Origin of the sequence: Prosthecobacter sp. (genome assembly GCF_049294395.1) — a bacterium.
In the GTDB taxonomy this organism is placed as follows: Bacteria; Verrucomicrobiota; Verrucomicrobiia; order Verrucomicrobiales; family Verrucomicrobiaceae; genus Prosthecobacter.
This window is the reverse complement of sequence record NZ_JBAQCR010000135.1, coordinates 1-20,493: the sequence shown is the minus strand read 5'-3', so window position 1 is coordinate 20,493 and position 20,493 is coordinate 1. Positions and strand designations below refer to the sequence as shown.

The following is a 20,493-nucleotide window of genomic DNA, read 5'->3' as shown; positions in this document are numbered from 1 at the left end:
CCATGTTTGCCCCGGCCATCGGCCCCACCGTTGGCGGCTGGATCACGGAAAACTATTCCTGGCCATGGATCTTCTACATCAATCTGGTGCCAGGCATCATCCTCGTGTCCGCCATTGCCTACGGTCTTGATGACACGCCGATGCGTCTCTCCATGCTGAAGAAAGGCGACTGGACCGGCATCGTCTTCATGGCGCTTGGCCTGGGTTCGCTCACGGTCTTTCTGGAGGAAGGCACCCGCGAAGACTGGTTCGGCTCCGAGTTCATCACCTGGCTCGCCATCATCGCCGCCATTGCGCTGCCGGTGTTCGTGCTCATTGAACTCCTGCGAAAAAAGACCGCGCCCGTCGTCAATCTCCGTCTCTTTGCCCGCCGGAACTTCATGCTCGGCAGTCTGGTGAACCTGGTGCTGGGCCTCTGCCTCTACGGCTTCATGTACCTCCTGCCCGTCTATCTGGCGCAGATTCAGGGCTACAACGCCATGGAGATCGGCGCCACCATGATGTGGGTGGGCCTGCCTCAGCTCATCATCATGCCCTTCATGCCCCTGTTCATGAAGTGGCTCGACAAGCGCGTCATCGTCGCCCTCGGTCTCGGCCTGTTCGGCCTCAGCGCCATGCTGATGAGCGGCATGACCGCCGACACCGCGCACGATCAACTGGTGCTGCCGCAGATCGTCCGTGCCATCGGCCTCACCTTCATCATTGTTCCGCTTTCTCTCATCACCACTGGCGGCATCGAGTCTCAAAATGCCTCCAGCGCCTCCGGCCTCTTCAACATGCTGCGCAATCTCGGCGGCTCCGTCGGCATCGCTCTGCTCTCCGCGCTCCTCACGCAGCGCGAGCATTTTCATTCGCATCACCTCGGCGAGGCCGTCAGCCTCTACAATCCCCTCACCCGCGACCGCCTGGCCGCGATCGCCCAAAATCTCATGTCTCAGGGCATCGATGCCGTCGGTGCCCAGGACCGCGCCCTGCATCTGCTGGATGCCACCCTGCGCAAGCAGGCCTTCATCCTCGCCTACAATGACTGTTTCCACGTCGCCGGCCTTTTGCTGTTCGCCATGATCCCGCTCATCTTCCTGTGCGCGAAGACCTCGGGCTCAAGCGCGGCAGGCGCGCATTGAAAGCCCACATTAGCCGCCGTTCACCACCATGCCACGCAGCGCGCTCGATGACATCATCGGCTGCAGCAGCGCCAGACCGGCGCGCAGCTGGGAGGGGGTGGTTTTGGAGGGGTTGTGGACGATGAGCACATCGGTCGCCAGCGGGGCCAGCGGAGCCACGTTGGCAAAGCTCTTCAGCAGGGGAGAGGCATCGAGAATGATCCAGTCCACTTCCGTCTTCGCACGTTCGATCCAGCTGCGGTAGCCGTCGAGCAGCTCGTTGGTGGCGTGTGCGGGCAGATCGCAGCCGGGCAGCAGGAAAAGATTGCTGTGGCCGTAGCGCAGGGCCTCCAGGCTGCTGGCATAGGCGCCGTAACCCTGCACGGCCCGCGGGAACCACTGGTGCAGCGTGGGGGAGGACGGATTGCACTCCATCATGAACACACGACGGCCCTGGTGGCAGAAGGCGGCGGCCAGCGCGGCGGCCACCAGCGTTTTGCCATCTCCGTTGCCCGCACTCGTGATGAGAATCACCCCGGCTGTGCCGCTGCGGTTCATGGCTTGTTGTTCGAGCGTGCTGGTGAGCTGATGGAGCGCACTGGAAGCGCCGATGGGTTCTGGTTTCAGCAGTTCCGAAAGCATGGCCTCCGGGCTGGATCTCTGCACATAGGGGAGACGGGCCAGAATGGTGGTTTCACCCTTGGCAGGCTTGATCACCGGCATCTGACGCGATTGCGGCGGCTGCGGCGGAGGCGGAGGCGGAGGCGCTGCAGGACGATTCATTACAGGCGATGGACGCTCCGTAGCAGGCAAGGCCGGCGTCGCAGGGCTGGCAATGGTGAAGGGAGAAGCACGCGGCGGCACCTGAGCCTGCTGAGCCGGAAAGCCATAGCCATACGCGGAGTGCTGCGTTTGATCCTGCATCACAGGCTTTTCCACTTTGGGGCTGAAAAGCTTCTTCACATGATCGTCAAAAATTCCCCAGCCCACTGGCAGGCCGATCAAGGTCAGACCAAACAGTATCACGGCAGCCAGGGCGGCGATGGGCTTGCTCGGTTTCACAGGTTTTTCCGGCACCGTTGCCACATCCGCCACACGCAGCAGACCGCTGTCACGGAACTGGCCCGTGAGTGCTGCCTGACTGCGGCGCATCTCGATTTTCTCATAGAGATCGCGGTCCATTCGCACCTGATCACGCAGCAGACTCTGCTGCACGTTCTTGCCATTGACGTCCAGCGCCACGCCGCGTGCTTCTTCGAGCTGGCGGCGGTAGTCGGCCAGCTGGCGCTCCTGGGACTCCACCTCGGCCTGGATCATTCCACCGACAGAGCTGATCGCGCGAGCCAGCGACCCGCGCAGCGCTTCGATTTCATTCGTCAGACCGATCATGCGTGGATGTTTGCGGCCGCAGGTGGCCTCCAGAGGCGCACGTTCGGCGATTTTGGCATCAAGCTGCTTGCGGATGAAATTCACATCCGGGTTGTCTGCAAACAGCCGAAGTTCGGTCAGGTCACGCCCGGCCTTCTGGGCAGCCACAAGATCATTGAGATCACTTTTCGCCTTGGTGAGCTTCAGGTCGGCCTCCGTGATCGCGACGTTAAGCTGGCGCACCTTGTCATTGGAAACATCCTTGGAATCGACGTCTTCCATGATGCCCTGGCTTTTGCGGTATTCCGCGAGCTTCTGCTCCGATTCACGCAGGCGCTTCAGCAACTCCGCAGACTTGGTTTCGAGGAAGGTGGAGGCGTTCGCGCTGAGCTGGCCTTCCTCCTCGGCCACATAGCGGGTGTACTCTTCCGTGTAGTGATTGGCGAGATCGGCGGCGGTCTGCGGATCACGGTCGCGAATCTGCACCCGCAGCACGTGCGATTCCTTGAGCGGCTCCACGCGTGCATTGCTGATCATCAGATTGATGAACCGTTCACGTGGATCACCCGGCTTGCCCGGCTTGTACAGTCCCAGCAGTTTCATCAGCTCGTCCTTGCGGCTGAGCGAGTGTGCCTCACGCTCCAGAAACACATCACGCTCCTTCGCTGGAAAGTGGTCGAACAAATAACTCAGGTAGCGCCGGGACAGCAGCTCCGCACGGTGGTTGTTGATCAACTGCACAGCGCTCAGTTCTCCAGGACCGCGGGAGACCGCTCCATCAATGTCAACCGGACTGGCATCCTGAATGCGCAGCAGCAGCTGCGACTCCGCCTCGTAGATCTTCACCCCCATGCCGAGGTAGTAAAACGTCAATGCCCCAAGCATGAGACCCAGCACGGCAGCCCGCAGCCAGCGCTTGCGGATGTAGCCGATGACATCCACGAGACTGATGAGCGACTGCACCTCAAAATCCTGCGGATTGATCGGCGGCAGGAAGGCACGCGGGTCAAACACCGGCGACATGCCTGGGTTCGCCGGCATGGTCATGGATGGAGCCATTGGCACCAGTCCACGCGCTGGTGGGAGGGCAAGCATCGCTCCAAAGCCGTCCGGTGGGGCGGCGTTCGAGGGCTGGATGCTGTAGGAAATGGCCATATGAATGAATTAAGCAGCTGGAGGGAGAACAGGTTCATTCCCCTCCTGGGAATCGTTGGGACTGATCACCACTGAAGAATTGGACCGTGGCAGCCAGCGGCGCACAGTGCGCAGAGCACAAAAGGCGGTGGCGCGCCAGCTTGCTGGATTGAAACCTTCGAGATCGAGCAGCCAGCGTGTGCCGTCACACCACTGACGTTTGTATTCGTAGTCGCCGGGCAGCATGTCATACACCTGCAGGCCGTGCTGGATGCAGCAGTCAACAGCCCAGCGGATCACCAGCTTTCCAGGGGAAATCTTCGCCAGGGACCGATCCCAGCCCGACTGATACTGAAAAAACTGCTCACGCTCAACGAAACCGTACAGCGCGGCCACCAGTTTGCCGTCGGCTTCGAGCAAGGGCATCCATGCGCGCTGCTGCGGCAGCCAGCGAGCCGCCAGGCGCTGGTGAAAACGCCAGGACGCTTCCGTGGTGAAGCTGCTGATTCCCTCCGCCCACTGCATGGCATGCAGCACCCGAAATTCCTTCATCGTTTCGTCAATGGTCATGCGCTCACCGACTTGCGTGGCGATGCCAGCATGCTCTGCCGTAAACGCTTTGCGACCACGGCGCAGTAAATTGCGCCATTTGGAGCTGTGGCGTGCCTCGTATTCTTCCCAGGACGCAGGCAGGTTGATAAAACGGGTGGCCTGGCGGTTCAGCACTCCGGCATCGCTGAAAGCCTCCTCCAGCACCGCGAGGAGATGGGGCCTGTTGGGAGATTCTTCGAGAAGATGATTGAGCCGGACATTGTCGCATTCAGGCCGCAGGATCTTGAACACGCGGCAGAGCTGAGGCGTCAGTTCATCCTCACGGCCGGCGGGCACGATGAGGTCCAGCCGCTCGCCATGCGCATCTCCAAACCCGGCCAGAAAGGTCAGGGTCACGAGATGTTTGCGCACCGCATCCGATTCAGAGGCGAGCATCAGCGGCGCAATGGCCTGCGGAATACCTTCGGCATCCCGCAGCACTCCAACGACCAGCCGTGCCTCTTGACGGCATTCTTCCCACCACAGGCTCATCCAGTCCCAGCGAACGAATGGCGAACTCGTGGCCATTTGCTCGACCAGTGTGTCCCAAAAAGGCTGCAGCGCATAGAAACCCGCTTCGTCGCGTACGATCTCGAGCGTGAGCACGCCACGACATGGTTCTGGGCTTGATGGAGCCGAATCACGGCGCAGTTTGTGAAGAAACATGGTTGTAGTCACTTGGCACCTCCTGCTGGCACGGCGGCTGTTTGTTTGTGTTGCTGCGCGGATTCGATCAGCGCACCCAATTGCTGGCGCGCCTTCAGCAGTACGCTGGAATTGTCATCCCAGTCGCCAAAACCACGCGCAAAACCGTTCGTCAAACGACGTGCCTCATCTTCGAGGCCCAAATGACGCGCCAGCATCAGGTAATCGTAGTCTTCCACCGTCTCACGCAGCCACTTCAGGCGCATGGACGCCACCGGGGCATTGCGGCCCTGACGTTTCTCCGTGGCAGGGTAAATGTAGGAGCCGTCGCCATTGTAAGTCGCTCCATCGGGTGTTTTGAAAGTGCCGGCATCCTGCCAGACATCCACGCCTTCAGCGGCAAAGATGGTGTCCCAGTAATCAAAGCCCGTGATGCCATGCTTTGGGAACAGCCAGCCGACGATGCGATGCGCCATCGGCGGGTAATCGAGCGCCCACACGGGTGGAAAGCTGCTGGTGAGCTGCTTGGGCCTCCCGTGCTGCTGTTCCCACGCCACTGGCATCTGCACGAGCGCTGCATACGCCCAGATTTCATCACCTGCCTGACGGCGCAGGGCGATGTCATGCTTGCCTCCGGCCCATTCCATGTCCTTCCACACTTCGCTGAAATGCGGCACCCAGATGTCCACCGCACCGGCCAGTGAACCCCACGCGGCCTTTTCGGCCGTCGGCTGCTCGGTGACGTGCAGTGGCACACGCACGCCGTGCTTTTTTTCCACCTCGTTGAAGAACTCGCCCCAGCGGCGCACGGTGGCATAAGCGGCCTCGTCGTTCGGCTCATCGAGATCTCCCATGATGACGTAGCCGCGTGACTCACAGTGGATTTTGGCCAGCAGCTTCATCCATTGCGCGACATAACTCATCGCTGCAGCGCGATCTTCGCCCAAGGGATCTTTGAACGGCCACTGCGGCCAGATCGGCAGGCCGATGCTGTTGCAATGGCGGTGCAGCAGGTGCTTTCTCAGCGCCCGTTCCACCTTGTCTTCATCCAGCCTGCCGGTGCTGGCGTCAGGATAGCTGCCGTAGATTTGATCCACGCTGAGCCGATGCTCCGCGAGCAGGTCGTAATAGGCATTGAGCAGACCCGCGTGCGCCAGCGAAGGTGCATTGTCATGATACTCCAGTCCATGCACCTGGGCGACGTGACGCACCGTGGTCATGATCGAAGTGCGCAGCTTGGGCACCACGGGCAGGTCAAAATCCCACACGTTGAGCGTGTAGCTGGCGATGGCTTTCATGCCATCGGCAAACTCGAACCTCACTTCGCCGGTATATGCCCCCGGTGCAGCCGTGTAAGGCACAAAGACATCCACCCAGTAAGGCTGGTTCACCACTTCCGTCCCGCTGAGCTCCTGCGCAGGCATGTCCAGCGGCACCAGTGCATCCGGATAATCGCCCGGCGGCAGCGGTGCCATCGACGTGGACTGGGTGACGCGCACATAGTGCTCACGCAGCACTTTCGGGGCTGGCAGCAGGGCGGCAGAATCATCCTTGGCAATCCCCGTGGCGATCACCTGCATGGTTTTAAGCTGCTCCGGCGTGGCGGTGACGATGATCTGCAGCGGCTCCCACTCTCCGCGTGCTGCGCACAAGATGTTTGTGGCTGCCGTCGGCGCGTCGCCGTCACGGGAAATGCGGGTCATGCCATCGCAAAACGACACTTTCACCGGCTGGGCAGCCGCGCAGGTGGTCAATGCCAGGAGCAGGAGAAGTGCTTTCATGACTTCACCTCCACGAGCTCTGCGTAGGTTTCCGCATACTGCCGTGCAGCATGGGCGATGGTAAGTTTCTCCAGCACCCGCTGGCGCGATTTCAGGGCAATTTCCTCACGCGCTGCGGCTCCAAGCTGCAGCGCCTGTTCCCAGGCTCTCGCCAAGGCAGAATGATCCTGCATGGGCACGACCTGTCCGACACCCTCAAGCAGTCGCCCGCAGTCACCCACATCCGTGGTGACACACGGCACACCGCAGGACATCGCCTCAATGATGGTCATCGGACATGCTTCGGTGCGTGAGGAAAGCGAGAACACACTCAGCGCAGGATACAAACGCCACGGGTCGGCACGGAAAGAGTCAAAGCGCACCTGCTGACGCTGCGGCATCATGGCCAGCAGCTCACGCTCCACTTCGCCCAGTTCGACTTCGACTCCACCGCAAAAAACAAAGTGTGCCTCCGGCACCCGGGTCTGGAGCAGGGCCGCTGCGCGCAGGAAGGTCGCCAGATCCTTCATCTCATGAAAGCGCCCGACGAATCCGATCACTGGTGCTGTAGGCGGCAGTTTCAGTTCGGCACGCGTGTCCAGTCCGGCATCCGCGTCTGGAACAAAGCGTTCAGCGCTGATGCCATTGGGAATCCAGCGCATTTTGGCGCGCGGATAGCCGATGGCGGCGTGGTCTTCGATGGCGGTGGCGGAGCAGGAAATGATGCGTTGCGGAATAAAACGCGAGCTGCAGGCCAGCGCACGGCGGAAGAGCGCCATCTTGGAGTCGCTGTCACCGGGGTTGCGGTGGATTTCGCGGCAATGGATGCTCCAGACAATGTGGCGCACTCCAGCCACCCGCGCAGCCCAGCCGCCCACCAGATCGGCATGATGTGTCCACGTTTGCACAATGTCGGGACGCTCCGCACGCAGCACAGCGTGCAGTCTCGCGAGTGTACGTGGATTGAGGTAGGTGGTGCTCTCCAGGTCATGCACATTCACCCCGGCCTCCTGCAGCCGCTTCAGCTGATGCGGCCAGGGCTTGGCATTGATGGCCACAACGACGGTTCGGAACTGCGCCGGATCGAGCGATTCAGCCAGGTTCATGAGCATCGCCTCCGCGCCACCACCGCCGATGCTGTAGGCAAAGTGCAGCACCACCGGGCGGCGGTCGAGTGCGGGTGCAGGCATGGATTGCGCAGCCACGAAGGCACGCATCGGCTGCTGGATGGGCAGCTGCAGCGTGTTACTCGTGGCAAGCGTGATCGTCCTCATATCATCGAAATCGCTTTCAGGCAGCTCTGCCGCCAGTCTTTGAGTGTTTCGAACGCGCCAGACACCGTGGCTTTCGCCTCCAGCACGGATTCAGGCGAGCCGTAGCGTGGCAGCTGGTGCATCGAGACAGTGTCATGAACGCGGCCGCTGATCGTCGTACAGGCTGCTTTGAACCCCGCTTCACGCACAAGCATGAGTGTTTCGCGGGTAAAATCGTCCGGCCCGCCGTTGGGATAGGCAAAAGCAATGGGCAGCTCACCGAGCTCGGCGTGAATGCGATCACGGCAGGTGGCAATTTCCGCACGCATTGCCATGATATCGCAACGCGCCAGAATAGGGTGCGTGTGCGTATGACCGCCGATGTCCACGTGACCGCTGAGGGACATTTCACATGCCATCTCCCACGTCATCGGACGCATGGCGTTGGGCAGATCGTCAAATGCAGGCGTTTTGACCTCCAGCGCCTCCTCCAAACGGTCCACCTCGCTCAACAGATCTGCGTCCGGCAGTTCCTTGAGTTCTGGAAGCAGCTGCCTGAGGGACTGCTGACGAAGCTCGTATGTGCCGAGATAGAGGCGCAGTTTTTTACCATTAATCCTCCAGTCGAGCAGCTCCTTCTGCGTTCGACCGAGCGCGAGATCAACCCGCTGAAACCAAAACATTTCCACCCGATCAAGGAAGCCCGTGGCGACAAAGATGGTGGCGTGCAGCCCGAACTCCTTCAAAATAGGGAACGCCAGTTCGTAGTTGGATGCATACCCGTCGTCGAAAGTGATGACGACTGAGTTGTCAGGCAGTCCGGATCCCTGGCTGCGCGCTTCAACGAGATCTGCCAGCGATATCACGCGGTACTCTTTGGCCAGCATGGAGCAGATGTTGCGGAAAGCATCGACATCCAGATGCAGAGACCAGTCGAGGATGTCCCGACCTCCTGTATTTTCACTGAGACCATGAAACGTTAAAATCGTGGCCTCGGAGGAACGCCGTGTACGCGAGAACGATGCCAGCCCGCTCCCGACAAGGGCGGCGGCTTTGATAGAGCGCGAGTGTAGGGCGAGCGGCATAATCAAAGGGTTAAAGAAAAGTTTAGGCCCTCAGCCAGAGGTGGCTGGCTGGCTGGCATGGCGGTTATAGAAATTTGGCAATCGCAACAATTACACACATTTTAGGTGGCGATTTATTAACTTCAATGAAATTATCATAAATACTGTATCAATCTTACGCTTTCCTTACTTTTGAGCTTTGTCGCTTAAACACAACAAGACCGGAGGGGTTGCCTCCGGCCTTGAGATTAAAAGACGCTTTCTGCAGCCTCAGAGCGGCCTGATCCAAATGTTTCGAATCCGCACCGGCGGCTCGTTTTTGTGGTCTTGGATGCGGATCGGTGCTTTTGCGGGGAACTCACCCGTGTAGTCCGTGATGTTCTTGTGCTTCGTCGGTCCCATGATCTTCGTGTGGTTCTGCACGCAGATGCCGTTCACAAAGGTCGTGATGTAGGCTGGCTCCACCACTTTGCCGCCTTCCAGCCTGGGTGCGGAGAAGACGATGTCATAGACCTGCCACTGGCCGGCAGGACGCACGGCGTTCACCAGGGGCGGCGTCTGGCCATACACACCGCCCGTCATGCCATCGGCATAGGTGGGGTTGTTGTCGCAGTCCAGCATTTGGGATTCGTAGCGGTCCATGAAAAACACCCCGGCATTGCCTTTTTTCTGGGAATTGCCCTTCGTATTGGGTTCGCTCATCCATTCCAGATGGAGCTGGCAGCTGGCAAACTCCTGCTTCGTCCAGCAATCACCACCGGAGATCATCATCACTCCGCTGTCGGTTGTCCAAGGGCAGGGAATGATCTTGCCGGTTTCCTTGCCCTTCGCGTCCTTTTCCTTCGCCTGCAGCGAGTCGGCATTGATCACAATCGCATCTGCAGGTGGGTCGCCTGGCTTTTCTCCAGGAGCCACAGCGGCTGGACGAGGGCGGTCGATGTCGTGAACCTTCCACTGGGTGCCTGGAATGACCGGCGTGTCCGAATAGCCGATGGGTGAAGGTTTTTCTGGAACGGCAGGTTTGGAGTCGGCAGCCAAGGCCGGAAAACTCGCCAGAGCAAGCAGGAGGGTTGTAGCAGTGTGTTTCATTGGGGAAGCAGCAAACGAGAAGCCGCAGGCGATATTGCAGGTCAAGATGTGAAGTAATGTAAATACAGGTTGCCAATCCTTCGATACCGCCGATTCTAGTACCTCATCAAATCGCGGGATGGAGCAGCCCGGTAGCTCGTCAGGCTCATAACCTGAAGGTCGTAGGTTCAAATCCTACTCCCGCAACCAATTTCAAAGCCCTGTAAACCAAAGTTTTACAGGGCTTTTTTGTGCTTACCTTCAAAGACCTCCCGCGTTCCGCCTTTGAAATAAAGACTTGGCAACAGATCCAGCCGAGTCATGCCGTCACAATCCTCATCCAGTGCCCGTTTCTCGATCCTACCGGAACCAAAGCGGTGATGCAGGTAGTCCGTGAGCGACTGATAAAAGGTATGGCGCGCCTGAGCGGTGGAAAAAGTGTGGTCCGCCTGGTGGATGAAGCGGCACTGCAGCAGGCCCTGCTTCATCAGCTGCGTGGCTTTGCGACGCGCCTGATACATCAGAAGAAAATGCCCCGGATCGTTGTCGGAAACAAACATGGCCAGGGTGCGCCCGGCGGCAGCGATGCGGCTCAAATCTCCCGGCAAATCCTTGCGCGCCGGATGCGCGCAGCCGCTCTGTGGCGTGGACATGCCCTTCTCCGGAGCACGCCTGCCAGCAGTTAGAAAACGCGGCTTCACATGGCCTGCAAAACGTTTAAGCGAGCCGGCAAATCCCATGCGCGTCCTGCCGGTGAGCAGCATCTTCCATTGGCTCCATTTGAAAATCGCATTCCAATACTCACGCCAGGCCACCAGCTGGTCGGTGTTCGTGTCATTGATCGTCATGCCCTCCTTCCAGAAAAAGACGAGGGGATTGATCAGGATGCTCTCGATGATGGCGGAATGGGGCAGCTGGGCTGCCGACTGAAAAGCCACGTACGCTCCTGAGCAGAGGCCCAGCAAAACAATCGGGCGGGCCGGCTGCCGCGCATGCAGGTAGTCGCACACCAGACTCACGTCGCGGAAGGCGGTCGCCGCGTAGGTGTCGTTTTCCTTTTCAGGATCAGCGGCCACGCTGTCGCCAATGCCGTTGATGTCGAGCCGCAGGCAGGGATAACCGAGCGCTGCAAGCTGCCGCGCCATCGCCACATGGATGCGCCCCGGACCAATCCGGTATGCCGCACCAGCATTGATCATCACGATCCACGGCAGTGAAGTCGGGCGCTCCACCGGCTCCGCCATGATGCCAAACAAATCGGGCGTGCTGCTGATCTGATGAATGGTCTCGCGCACCACGTCAGGACCGCTCGTCAGCATCGTCGTTGCACCTGCAGCGGCTATCTTGCTCCTGCCTGTCAGGACAGGCTGTGCTTTGGCCTTCATCCAGTCCACGATGCTCCTCAGCGCATCATGCGGCACCTGGGTGTCATGAGGTTCGGCCATCATCCCCTCGTAACCCGTCAACGCCACGGACTCCACGGACACACCTTGCTTCTTCAGATGCTCCAACAATGCCAAATCACCCGCCGCGTTTGCACTGGATGCAATGAACACCTGCTGGCAGCGAACCGAGTGGGCGAGCAGATCCAGCTGCGCGAGCTCGCTGTTCAACTCATGCGGATAAACAAAGCCCATGGCTTCAATGCCTGCCGATTCACTGCCTGCGGCCAGCTGTGCGGTCTGGCTCAAGGCGGTGAGTTCGCGCACGTAGCGCCGGCCTTTCACAATTGGAGCCCACAGCACCAGGCTCTCCACCTCGTGCTGCTCCGCATAAAGCGCCGCGAGCGCCGCCCCTAAGCGCAGGCCCACAAGGCTGATCTTCCGGCAGCCCCCTTCAGTGCGCATCCAATCCACGGCATCGCTCACGTTCGCCTGCCATGTGGCCAGACGCTGCGGATCATTTTCTGTACCGTCGGAGTCACCGGTCCCATAATAGTCGAACCGCATCACTGCAAAACCTTGCGACGCCAATCTTTCCGCGAGGTGTCGCAGCGCACGATGTGAATGAACCTGCTCGTGCCCGAGTGGCGGACAGATCAACACCCCATGTTCAGCCACAGCGCCCGCAGGTCCGTGCAGCCATGCAAACAACGACCTGCCACCACTCTCAAAGTAGAACGCGGTCCGCCCGGCCTGATCGACACACGAAGCGTCTTCAGGCGCGTGCGACTGTGGCTCAGGTGTCATGATGGGTTGCGTGGGATGCACGGCTCGGCTCCACCGAAATTTCGCCCGCCACATTCAGGGCCTCAACATAAACTTCAAATGCCCCGCTCTTCCCTGAGGTCGGCGCAAAGGACACCGCCTTGGTCCGGCCCGGGGCCAGATGAAAGTAATTGTCGTCGGACAAAAATCCCTTGGCCGACAATCGCACACTTTGCAGAAACCGGTCGCTCTTGAGTCTGAGCTGGTAGCGTCCCTCACCCAATGGTTCCGCCTTGGCCCCCAGCGTTTCCGCCGTCAACGGCTGCGCCACCGGATCACGTGCACGAGTGAGATGAAACGCCTCGCTGATGACCTCGCGCTCGGCGCTGAACCAGGTCGCGATCACCACATGATGCGACTGCGGACCGAAACGATACGCGTAGTTCACATCAAAAAACGATCCGAGAATTTCATCAACACTTCTCATCTCCAGCGAGCGCCCCGCCACTGCCACCTCGATCTCGTGACGTGCGACGATCACATTCGGCTCACGCAGCAACTGCACCTCAACAAAACCCTCGACCAGCTCGGCCGTTTCGTTGCTCAAATGCAGATGCAAACCATCCAGCCCTTCGTCCGTGATGCTTAACTGCCGTGTCTGCCATGCACGCTTGAGCTGATAGTACGCGGCCTTCGGAGCGCCCGTGCTGTCCACGATGCCCCAGCCCGCCGCCGGCCACAGATCCTTGTAGAACCACACCAGCGCACCCGCATTGCGGCTGTGCCCGCTGCGCCATTCCGCGAATGTTCGCGCCATCATCTCGCCCGATGCCACGCGGCTCAGTTCCAGATAACGCGGCATGTCGAAGGAGCGCAACGTCACCGGATCGACATTGAAAAGCTCCCGCAGGTAGTGATCACGCACATCTTCAAAGTCCCATCCGGCCCCGGTGTCACGCGGAACACGCTGCTTCCAGCGCGGGTGATGCATCACCGGCATCAGGCCGCCCATGATTTCATCAATCGCCTCAGGCTCCGGGATGTTCGCAAAGCCCAGACACTCGCTGGCAAACTTCACATCCGCCTGCCGCAGCTCACGCAAAGAGCGCAGATACGCCCCGATGCCATAATAATGAGTCACGCCGGTTCGAGTGTGAAAAGGCAGCACACCGCCGCTCGGCGATGAAGGCACATACGCCGTGCCGGGATGATGCTGGCTGCACAGCGCTGGCAGCTGCTCGCCAAACCAGCGGTTGCGCCAAAGCTCACGCGCCATGCCCAGCATCGCCGCCTGCTGTTCGATCTCACTGTTGCCGCAGTAAACCGCCACACAGGGGTGCTGCGCGAATCGGCTCAGCTGCTGTGTCGCCTCAATCGTGATGTTTTCTGCAAACGCCGCGTCATCCACGGGATAGTCCATGTTAGCAAACATGAAGTCCTGCCAGACGAGGATGCCCAGCTCATCACAGAGGCGGTAGAATGCATCGCTCTCATAGGTCATCGTGCCGCCGATGCGCAGCATGTTCATGCCCGCATCACGCGCGAGTGTGAGATCATGCCGCAGCGACTCTTCGGTACCGCCCAGCGTGAAAATGTCATTTGTCGTCCAGCACGCACCCCGGCAGTACACGCGCGCTCCATTCACATGAATCGCAAACCCGGGGTCATTGCAGACCTCGATGCTGCGGAAGCCCGTTTGCTCCAGCGGAAACTCATGCGGACCTGCGCTCGTTTCGATGATCACCTTGCCGCTGTAAAGCGCCGGCACGCCATGCGTGTGCGGCCACCAAAGTTCCGGATGTTGAATCCGCAGCTCACCGCGCAGAGCATCATCCTCACACAAAAGCTCAGCAGAATGCTCGCCGATGTTTAACCGCGCAGAAACGATCTTCATCGACGTCTCCACCCGCGCACGAAAATTGACGACGCCTTCGTCTCCCACCAGCAACGCCGTCTTTTGGATGTCCGTCAGCAGCACAGGCGCACACTCCAGTCTCACCGCACGCCATGGCCCCACAGCAGGCACTGGTGGCGACCAGCCAGGAATGCGTCCCAGCAGGCTCGTCCGCTGCCAGCGCAATTGCTGGTTGTTCACGAGGTTCGTTTTCCAGCGCGGACGCGAACGCCTTTTCTTCAGGTCGGCCGTGAGCGAGCGAAAGCGGATCATGAGCTCATTCTCATCCCGCAGGAGTCGTTCAACCTCCACGCGATGGCTGCGAAACATGTTGTCGGAGCTTAGAATGAGCTCGCCGTTGAGCCATACGTCAGCGAGCGATGCCAGCCCGTCGAAGCACAGGGCGCATGACTCTTCAGCAGTTCGCGCCGCCACAGTAAATGTTGTTCGATACCACCAGTCCTGCGCATCCACTTCCGGCGGATTTTGATGATTCCACTGACCACGTGCGCGCAACGCCGATGCCACCGTGCCGGGCACCTCGGCAGCCATCCAATCTCCCTGCACCGCTGCGGGTTCAGCACTCGCTCCGGGAGCCTGCGCACAGCATGTCCACGGCGCAAAGTGAACAGGATTCATCATGGTGGTTACGCGGGAAACGCGTCCTTCAGTTGCTGCATCGCCTGGGTCCAGGACTCCGCCATTTGATCGACGGGCGTGAAATCAATCGCCTTCTTCCGCGCCATCGCACGCGCCAGCTGAAACTGCAGCGTCTTCGCGCCGGTGGAAAGCCGGAGGATCGACTCAATCGCGCCATCCAGCCCGCCCACGCCCTGGCTCTGCAACCACTTCAGGTAGGTGCCGGCCAGTTCATAGCAGGAGCCAAACTGGCGCAGCGTGGCAAAAGAGTACTGATGGAACGTGGCGATCGGCTCGTTGATCAGCCACTGCATGTCAGCCTCAAAGCGGGCACGAAACTTCACAAAAGGGTTCACCTCCGGCAGGCGCTGCAGCTGTCGCTTCAACAGAACCAGCGATGCATTCAGCAGCGCCTCGCCTTGCAGCGGCAGCAAGGGAGTGCTCTTCACGATCTCGCAGTAAGGAGGCAGAATCGCAGGATTCTTTTCCCCACGCAGGTGAAACACATGCGCGAAATCATCCCCATGCAGATGGTAGTAGCCTTGCGCATGGAAGTAGCCCAGACGCTGCTGCTCCATGTCGATTTCAGCGATGGCCACTGTCGTTTTCACATGCTCCAGCTGGTAGGCGCTGCCAGCCGTGTCGGGCAGATAAAATGAATCCAGCTCAATGAGCAGCGGTCTTCCCAGCGACAACTGCTCCTCGATGTGCGCCGTCAGCGGCCGGTAAATGGCGAGCTCTTGCACATCCAGCGCGTACAGATCGTACAAGTCCGTCAGCTGATATTTGAAAAAGGTCCACTGGTCGCCCTCAAAGTCGATGCCCAGCGTGAACGGCAGAGCCGCTATCGGCTCCAGGCCACGGGCATGCAGAACTTCGATCCAAACATCGACGTAGCAGTTCGTCTCCGCCCACTCGCGTTCCTGTGTATGCAGGCGATGGCGCGTGTAAGTTTGGGGATCAAGCGCTGGAAACGGCCGGCTCATAGTTCCAGGGCGTTTTTCACTTCATACGGCCAGCGGTCGGGATCAAATCCGTGGTGCTTGAACAAGGCCAGCGTGATGCGTTCCATCCCAAATCCAATGCATGCCGAATGCGCCGCTTCACCGTTCGGCAGCTTGATGTCGAAGGCTTTGCCGAAGTAATCCATGTGGCAGTTGGTCGAGGCAATCGCCGTCGGCTTCTCTTCCGAGGCCACGGCAAACGTGAACTCGTGCTTCAGGTCCTGCTCCTTCTGCGATGCCGCCATCACCCGTCCTCCACGGCCAAAGAACGGGTCATTGGCGACCACGATCTCCACGCCAAGCCCGACCTCGCCCAGAATGCCACGGCCAAGTTCGATCCATTGCTTGCGATGCTCCAGCGCCTGCTCAGCGGTGCCAATGCGGACGAATTCACGCTGGCGGAAAATCTGCAGGCGGCATGGGTCGATCGACGGCTCATGCCGGAACACCTGCGAGAACAAATCCACCGTCCTGCCCTCACTCGTCAGCGTGCCAGTCGCCGTAGGATACAAAGGATAGCAGCACGCGGGCGTCAGCATCAGTGCGCTCGGGGTCAGGTCCTGGGTCCATTCCTCGCCGCTCTCGCGCTTCGTCAGCATTCCCATATGTTCGCGATCACGCCCCATGAAACTGTGCACGGAACCCATCAGGTCCGGGAAGTTCTCGATGTGGCTCGTCTTCAAATAATGCTCACGGCTCAGCACTCCGGGCAGGCGCATGATGTCCGCCTGGAAGTGTGCTGCGCGTCGTGTGACCAGGCGGTCAAAGCTCTGCAGCATGCCTTCAAACACACCGTTGTAACCATAGACGCCGCGCACGCCAAGCGGCACGAGCAGCCCGGCTTCGGTGACCTGGTCGAGAAACGCCTGATAGGCCTCGGTGATGGGGAGAGTTGCAGTCGAGGTGCACGTCATAAATCAGCCTTCCTTGTGAACCATCAGCATCGTGGCGTTCAGTTTCAAAATGCGGTCGTTGTTGACCATCAGTGCCGCGCCATAAGCATCACGCAGATGGCGGGCAATGCTGAATTTGGAATCGTTGCGATAACCCGAGATGCCGCAGATCAGCATCGCACGGCCGACGATGTCCACGAACTGCTGCGAGGTGGACAGCTTCAGATTGTTCGTGCGGATGGAGAAGCCAAACTCTTCAAACACTCCCGGGCAGTCGCGGCTGCGCAGTTCGTCGTACTCACGGGCCATGGACGTCACATTGTTCCTCATCACTTGCAGCACCTGATCGACCTCACCGAGGCGGATGGCCGAAATGGGTGTTTCACCAGGTGTCTTGCGCGCTTCAGCACGCACGAAGGCGCGGGCCTGGTTCACTGCGTCCATCGCAATGCCCGACCACAGTGCGCCCCACACGATGTGCGAGTAGGGATGCATCGTCTGCCCCAAAATCTCATTGAAAGGCTGCGGAAGAATCTGCTCCGCGCTGCCTGTGGCCGTGAGCTCAAAGCCCGAGCTGCAGGTGCCACGGAAACCCATGGTATCCCAGGTCGAAAGCGGCACGGCCGTGTACTCTCCTTTGCGCACCATGACATGCACCTGCTCATTCGCCGGCGCGTTCGGTGCGCTGCGGCAGGTCACCAAAATCTCGTCTGCGAAGTCACCATAGGAAATGACCGGGGCCTTCTTCGTGAGTTTGAACTGATCCCCCAAGACTTCCACCGCGCAGATGCTGGAGCGCAGGTCTCCGCCCGTGCCGATCTCCGTCGTCGCAGAGGCCATCAGTCGCTGCTCCTCCGCCAGCTGCCTCAGGTAGTCGCAGAAAAACTCTGACTGCTGGGCATGATGCACGACGCAGGCCACCTGAATCTTGTGCATCGCATAAATCATCGCCGACGAGCCGCAGTACTGGCCCAGGGTCTCGCAGATCTTCGCGACCTGCACGAGGTTCAACCCCATGCCGCCATACTCTTCAGGTACATACGCACTCAGCAGCCGCGCCTCGCGCATGGCATTGATCGACTCTCTCGGAAAGCGCGCCTCCTTGTCCACATCCGCCGCATGCTCACGGAGCACGGATTTGCCCAGCGCATGCACCTCCTTCAAAAGTTCGTCAAAATCGACTTCGGTGCTGCAACGAGTGCTCACAGGATTGGATTGGGGGTGGGAGTGGTACGGGCTTGAACAACTGCGGCGCATTGCGGCACGGAACTAGGCCGCTAGCTTCGTGATCGCCTCCGCGATGGATTCGATGCTCTTGAAGGTGCGGCGGCCGATCAGATTGTCGGGGAACTCGACATTGAACTTGTCTTCCAGCGCCAGCATCACCGCCACCGTCGCCAAAGAGGTCAGGCCGGCATTATAGAGGTCATCAGCCTCCGTCAGATTCTCCACAGGGAACCGGCCATGCTGGGCAAGGACTTCACGGATGTCTGGCACCAGAGTGTTGCGTTCGTTCTCGCTCATAATGATAAATGGACTAAATGTTTATGATTATAATAAACATAACAAATGCAAATTGGTCCACCTAATTTTATCAGCCACTGGGATTTTCCTCACGCTGCGATAAAGCATGCCCTTGGGGGCGATTTTTTAGCGCCCTTTGGCCAATTTTTCCCATCCGCAGCGTCCCTCATCATCTGCGGTTTTACCCGACTGTGTCTTGCAATGCATGACCGCCCCCCCTGCCCTTTCACCTTTGTGGCACAGTGGTAAAATGGACGCCACTTATGCTAAACCTGTCCTAACGTACAGGTTTAGCAGAGAAGGGGTTGCAGCTGCCTGAAGGCTTCCCCCTGCCTTCTGGCAGCAGAAGCAGTAAGACCAATCAGCGCACCGGAGTTTTTGAAAGCTTATAAATCCAGTGTTCAACACGCCCAGCGCGGACACATGCATAAACTACGGACGAGAACTGGGTGGCACTATACCGTGCCCTGGAGACGTACGGGAGAGGTCTGCCATCCATGCTGATCTGCTGATACGAAGTGTCCGGACCTGCGGTGTAAAACGTCACAGGCACCAGCCAGTAAATCTCGTTGTTGTATTTGCCAATGAAGGGGTAGCCGTAGCTGACCACATTTTCCGGGGTGACGGCGCTCACCTGCCCTGCCCTCATGCTCTTGGTGAGCATCGGGTAGCGCCCTCTGAAATCTTTGGCTGGCTTCAGGCCTGCCATTGGATGGTTATAACTGGGATTTGTCGCGTAATCCGAGGCCCTGGCTGATGCGAACATGCCCAGACCAAAAACAACGAGAAAAGCAAGCAGGGAGGTGTGTGTCTTCATAAGAGTGTTAGTATCGCGCCCACAAATATAGCCTTATTCTTGGGAGATCAATTTAATCCTTATCTACAAAGCGGTTGCTTAGTGGCACTGTAAAGGATGCCCCTGCCAGCATCATCCACGCCAAGATCGCCGCAGAGTTCTACCTTCAGACCACCTCTCCCACCTCGAAGTAATCATCCTCCGCGATGTCCGGAATGCCCACGACGAGGACGCGCATCTTCCCACGCGCGCCGTGGACGACGCCGGGCGGGATGTGCACGAGCGAACCTTGGCTCACAGCCTGTTCGACGCCGTCCAGGACCACAGTGCCACCGCCATCGAGGACGTAGTAGAGTTCCGTGGAGCGTTTGTGGTAGTGGAGTTTCGCACCGTCGATGTCCACTGCATGCGCCCAGGCAGCGGGGGACAGGCCCACATCTTCACGGCTGATCAAACGATCCCTCCAGCCACAGGTGCTGCGCTCACGTGGCGTGTGGCCTTCGTGACGGATGAGCAGCGGACCCGTGGCGGCCATGGCTTCCAACAATCAGGTTCGTTATTTGTGCCCCTGATGCGTTTTGATCTCATCTGCGAGGTGGGCAAAGTCGCCCTTCTCACACAGGCGGACGAAGCCTTCGGTGAAACGTTTCAGTTCATCCCACACTCCGCGGATGTGCTCCGCCTCTTCCTTGTTAATACGGTTGTCAGAGGCCGCCTTGCTGATGGCCGTGAGGAGATCGGCAAACTGCTGGACGATTTCCTGCGTGGCAGGCATCAGCTCCATGCCGCGCGGACCTCCGCTGGCGGGATTCTGCACAAAGACCCCGTTCGCCTTGTGACAAAGCCACTGGATGAGCTGCGCGTCCTTGGTGATCTCAAACAGCTGGCGCACTCGGTCCAAGGGATTGGAGGTGCCGCTGCCCTGCTGCTCGTCCGGCTGGGACCACTTGTAGGCGAGCGAGAGGGAAACGCCCATCTGCGCTGCCACCTCTTTGAAGCTGGTTTGCTCGACGGCCTTGCTGATCACTTCATGGGAGTCCATGCCTGACTTGTTTCAGAAATTAACTCATTTGGCAAGCATCATCCTTGTCGTTCTGCCATGGTAAATGTCACGCCGCCCCGCTCTTTGCGCTTGTAGAAGAAAATTCCACACACCTAATCTGCCGCCTCATGAAAATCTCATCCCTCCTCCTCGCGGCGGTCACTTTTGTGCTGGCCTCCTGCATTGAAATCAAATCCACCGTGATCGTCAGCAAGGACGGCACGGCCACCATCGAGGAGAGTGTTCTCTTGGGTGCTCAGCTGGCTGCCATGATGCAGGGCGGCCAGGGCGATCAGCTCAAGGGCCTCGTCATGGACAAGGAAAAGGCCGCAGAACGCGCAAAGAAACTCGGCGAGGGCGTCACCGTCAAATCCCATGAAGAAGTGAAGACACCCGATGGCAAAAGCGGCGTGAAAGTGGTCTTCGCCGTCGCTGATCTCTCCAAGCTGAAATACGTGCCGTTTGAGCCGGAGCAGGAAGGCAAACCCTCCACCACGCAGCCGATGACCTTCGCGCTGAGTGGTTCCACCCTCACCATCACCAATCCGGACGCAGATAAAAAGAGAGG

The 20,493-nt window shown here is 59.3% G+C and carries 17 protein-coding genes and 1 tRNA gene; 3 read left to right on the top strand and 15 right to left on the bottom strand.

Annotated features, from left to right (window positions below):
- Positions 1–1,124 (top strand): DHA2 family efflux MFS transporter permease subunit (locus WAW39_RS09100; protein ID WP_422317985.1); only part of this gene is annotated, 1,124 nt, incomplete at its 5' end.
- Between the two features lie 9 nt (positions 1,125–1,133).
- On the opposite strand, the gene WAW39_RS09095 is transcribed toward WAW39_RS09100, so the two are convergent.
- From WAW39_RS09095 to WAW39_RS09070, 6 genes are all read right to left on the bottom strand, one after another.
- Positions 1,134–3,626 (bottom strand): exopolysaccharide transport family protein, encoded by a 2,493-nt coding sequence (locus tag WAW39_RS09095; protein ID WP_422317983.1) that lies wholly within the window; start codon positions 3,624–3,626, stop codon positions 1,134–1,136.
- A 9-nt stretch (positions 3,627–3,635) separates the two neighbouring features.
- Positions 3,636–4,862: a GNAT family N-acetyltransferase gene (locus WAW39_RS09090; RefSeq protein WP_422317981.1), complete on the bottom strand. Its 1,227-nt coding sequence runs from the start codon at positions 4,860–4,862 to the stop codon at positions 3,636–3,638.
- 8 nt (positions 4,863–4,870) lie between these two features.
- A complete protein-coding gene (locus WAW39_RS09085) occupies positions 4,871–6,622 on the bottom strand; it encodes a DUF4091 domain-containing protein (protein WP_422317979.1) in 1,752 nt (583 codons plus the stop codon).
- Complete coding sequence (locus WAW39_RS09080) at positions 6,619–7,875, bottom strand: glycosyltransferase (RefSeq protein ID WP_422317977.1); 1,257 nt, start codon at positions 7,873–7,875, stop codon at positions 6,619–6,621. Before WAW39_RS09080 ends, WAW39_RS09085 begins: the two co-directional genes overlap by 4 nt.
- The gene (locus tag WAW39_RS09075) at positions 7,872–8,939 is read right to left on the bottom strand and encodes a polysaccharide deacetylase family protein (RefSeq protein ID WP_422317975.1); all 1,068 of its coding nucleotides are present in this window, start codon (positions 8,937–8,939) and stop codon (positions 7,872–7,874) included. Before WAW39_RS09075 ends, WAW39_RS09080 begins: the two co-directional genes overlap by 4 nt.
- Positions 8,940–9,188: 249 nt before the next feature.
- Positions 9,189–10,007: a 3-keto-disaccharide hydrolase gene (locus WAW39_RS09070; protein WP_422317973.1), complete on the bottom strand. Its 819-nt coding sequence runs from the start codon at positions 10,005–10,007 to the stop codon at positions 9,189–9,191.
- Positions 10,008–10,119: 112 nt separating this feature from the next.
- Here WAW39_RS09070 and WAW39_RS09065 point away from each other — a divergent pair.
- Positions 10,120–10,196 (top strand) — tRNA-Met (locus WAW39_RS09065).
- 26 nt (positions 10,197–10,222) lie between these two features.
- Here WAW39_RS09065 and WAW39_RS09060 read toward each other — a convergent pair.
- The 9 genes from WAW39_RS09060 to WAW39_RS09020 all read right to left on the bottom strand — a co-directional run bounded on the left by WAW39_RS09060 (position 10,223) and on the right by WAW39_RS09020 (position 19,925).
- Complete coding sequence (locus WAW39_RS09060) at positions 10,223–12,175, bottom strand: alpha/beta fold hydrolase (RefSeq protein WP_422317971.1); 1,953 nt, start codon at positions 12,173–12,175, stop codon at positions 10,223–10,225.
- Positions 12,165–14,669, bottom strand: coding sequence for a glycoside hydrolase family 2 protein (locus WAW39_RS09055; protein WP_422317969.1), 2,505 nt, complete (start codon positions 14,667–14,669; stop codon positions 12,165–12,167). Before WAW39_RS09055 ends, WAW39_RS09060 begins: the two co-directional genes overlap by 11 nt.
- A gap of 5 nt (positions 14,670–14,674) precedes the next feature.
- A complete protein-coding gene (locus WAW39_RS09050; RefSeq protein WP_422317967.1) occupies positions 14,675–15,652 on the bottom strand; it encodes a DUF1839 family protein in 978 nt (325 codons plus the stop codon).
- Positions 15,649–16,584, bottom strand: a complete 936-nt coding sequence (locus tag WAW39_RS09045) for an amino acid--[acyl-carrier-protein] ligase (protein ID WP_422317965.1) — start codon at positions 16,582–16,584, stop codon at positions 15,649–15,651. Before WAW39_RS09045 ends, WAW39_RS09050 begins: the two co-directional genes overlap by 4 nt.
- Positions 16,585–16,587: 3 nt before the next feature.
- Entirely contained in the window at positions 16,588–17,769 is a 1,182-nt protein-coding gene (locus tag WAW39_RS09040; RefSeq protein WP_422317963.1) for an acyl-CoA dehydrogenase family protein, read from the bottom strand.
- 63 nt (positions 17,770–17,832) lie between these two features.
- Complete coding sequence (locus WAW39_RS09035; RefSeq protein WP_397381493.1) at positions 17,833–18,087, bottom strand: acyl carrier protein; 255 nt, start codon at positions 18,085–18,087, stop codon at positions 17,833–17,835.
- A gap of 361 nt (positions 18,088–18,448) precedes the next feature.
- Positions 18,449–18,904 carry a hypothetical protein gene (locus WAW39_RS09030; RefSeq protein WP_422317961.1) on the bottom strand — a complete coding sequence of 152 codons (456 nt, stop codon included), beginning with the start codon at positions 18,902–18,904 and terminating at the stop codon, positions 18,449–18,451.
- Between the two features lie 145 nt (positions 18,905–19,049).
- Complete coding sequence (locus WAW39_RS09025) at positions 19,050–19,418, bottom strand: cupin domain-containing protein (RefSeq protein ID WP_422317959.1); 369 nt, start codon at positions 19,416–19,418, stop codon at positions 19,050–19,052.
- 21 nt (positions 19,419–19,439) lie between these two features.
- A complete protein-coding gene (locus tag WAW39_RS09020; protein ID WP_422317957.1) occupies positions 19,440–19,925 on the bottom strand; it encodes a phage regulatory CII family protein in 486 nt (161 codons plus the stop codon).
- Positions 19,926–20,053: 128 nt separating this feature from the next.
- Here WAW39_RS09020 and WAW39_RS09015 point away from each other — a divergent pair.
- A partial coding sequence (locus WAW39_RS09015; RefSeq protein WP_422317955.1) for a hypothetical protein occupies positions 20,054–20,493 on the top strand: 440 nt, incomplete at its 3' end.

Excerpts from the sequence above, each read along its gene's own strand:
- WAW39_RS09095 (WP_422317983.1), bottom strand. The coding sequence starts at position 3,626 with ATGGCCATTTCCTACAGCATCCAGCCCTCGAACGCCGCCCCACCGGAC.
- WAW39_RS09090 (WP_422317981.1), bottom strand. The coding sequence starts at position 4,862 with ATGTTTCTTCACAAACTGCGCCGTGATTCGGCTCCATCAAGCCCAGAA.
- WAW39_RS09085 (WP_422317979.1), bottom strand. The coding sequence starts at position 6,622 with ATGAAAGCACTTCTCCTGCTCCTGGCATTGACCACCTGCGCGGCTGCC.
- WAW39_RS09080 (WP_422317977.1), bottom strand. The coding sequence starts at position 7,875 with ATGAGGACGATCACGCTTGCCACGAGTAACACGCTGCAGCTGCCCATC.
- WAW39_RS09075 (WP_422317975.1), bottom strand. The coding sequence starts at position 8,939 with ATGCCGCTCGCCCTACACTCGCGCTCTATCAAAGCCGCCGCCCTTGTC.
- WAW39_RS09070 (WP_422317973.1), bottom strand. The coding sequence starts at position 10,007 with ATGAAACACACTGCTACAACCCTCCTGCTTGCTCTGGCGAGTTTTCCG.
- WAW39_RS09060 (WP_422317971.1), bottom strand. The coding sequence starts at position 12,175 with ATGACACCTGAGCCACAGTCGCACGCGCCTGAAGACGCTTCGTGTGTC.
- WAW39_RS09055 (WP_422317969.1), bottom strand. The coding sequence starts at position 14,669 with ATGATGAATCCTGTTCACTTTGCGCCGTGGACATGCTGTGCGCAGGCT.
- WAW39_RS09050 (WP_422317967.1), bottom strand. The coding sequence starts at position 15,652 with ATGAGCCGGCCGTTTCCAGCGCTTGATCCCCAAACTTACACGCGCCAT.
- WAW39_RS09045 (WP_422317965.1), bottom strand. The coding sequence starts at position 16,584 with ATGACGTGCACCTCGACTGCAACTCTCCCCATCACCGAGGCCTATCAG.
- WAW39_RS09035 (WP_397381493.1), bottom strand. The coding sequence starts at position 18,087 with ATGAGCGAGAACGAACGCAACACTCTGGTGCCAGACATCCGTGAAGTC.
- WAW39_RS09030 (WP_422317961.1), bottom strand. The coding sequence starts at position 18,904 with ATGAAGACACACACCTCCCTGCTTGCTTTTCTCGTTGTTTTTGGTCTG.
- WAW39_RS09025 (WP_422317959.1), bottom strand. The coding sequence starts at position 19,418 with ATGGCCGCCACGGGTCCGCTGCTCATCCGTCACGAAGGCCACACGCCA.
- WAW39_RS09020 (WP_422317957.1), bottom strand. The coding sequence starts at position 19,925 with ATGGACTCCCATGAAGTGATCAGCAAGGCCGTCGAGCAAACCAGCTTC.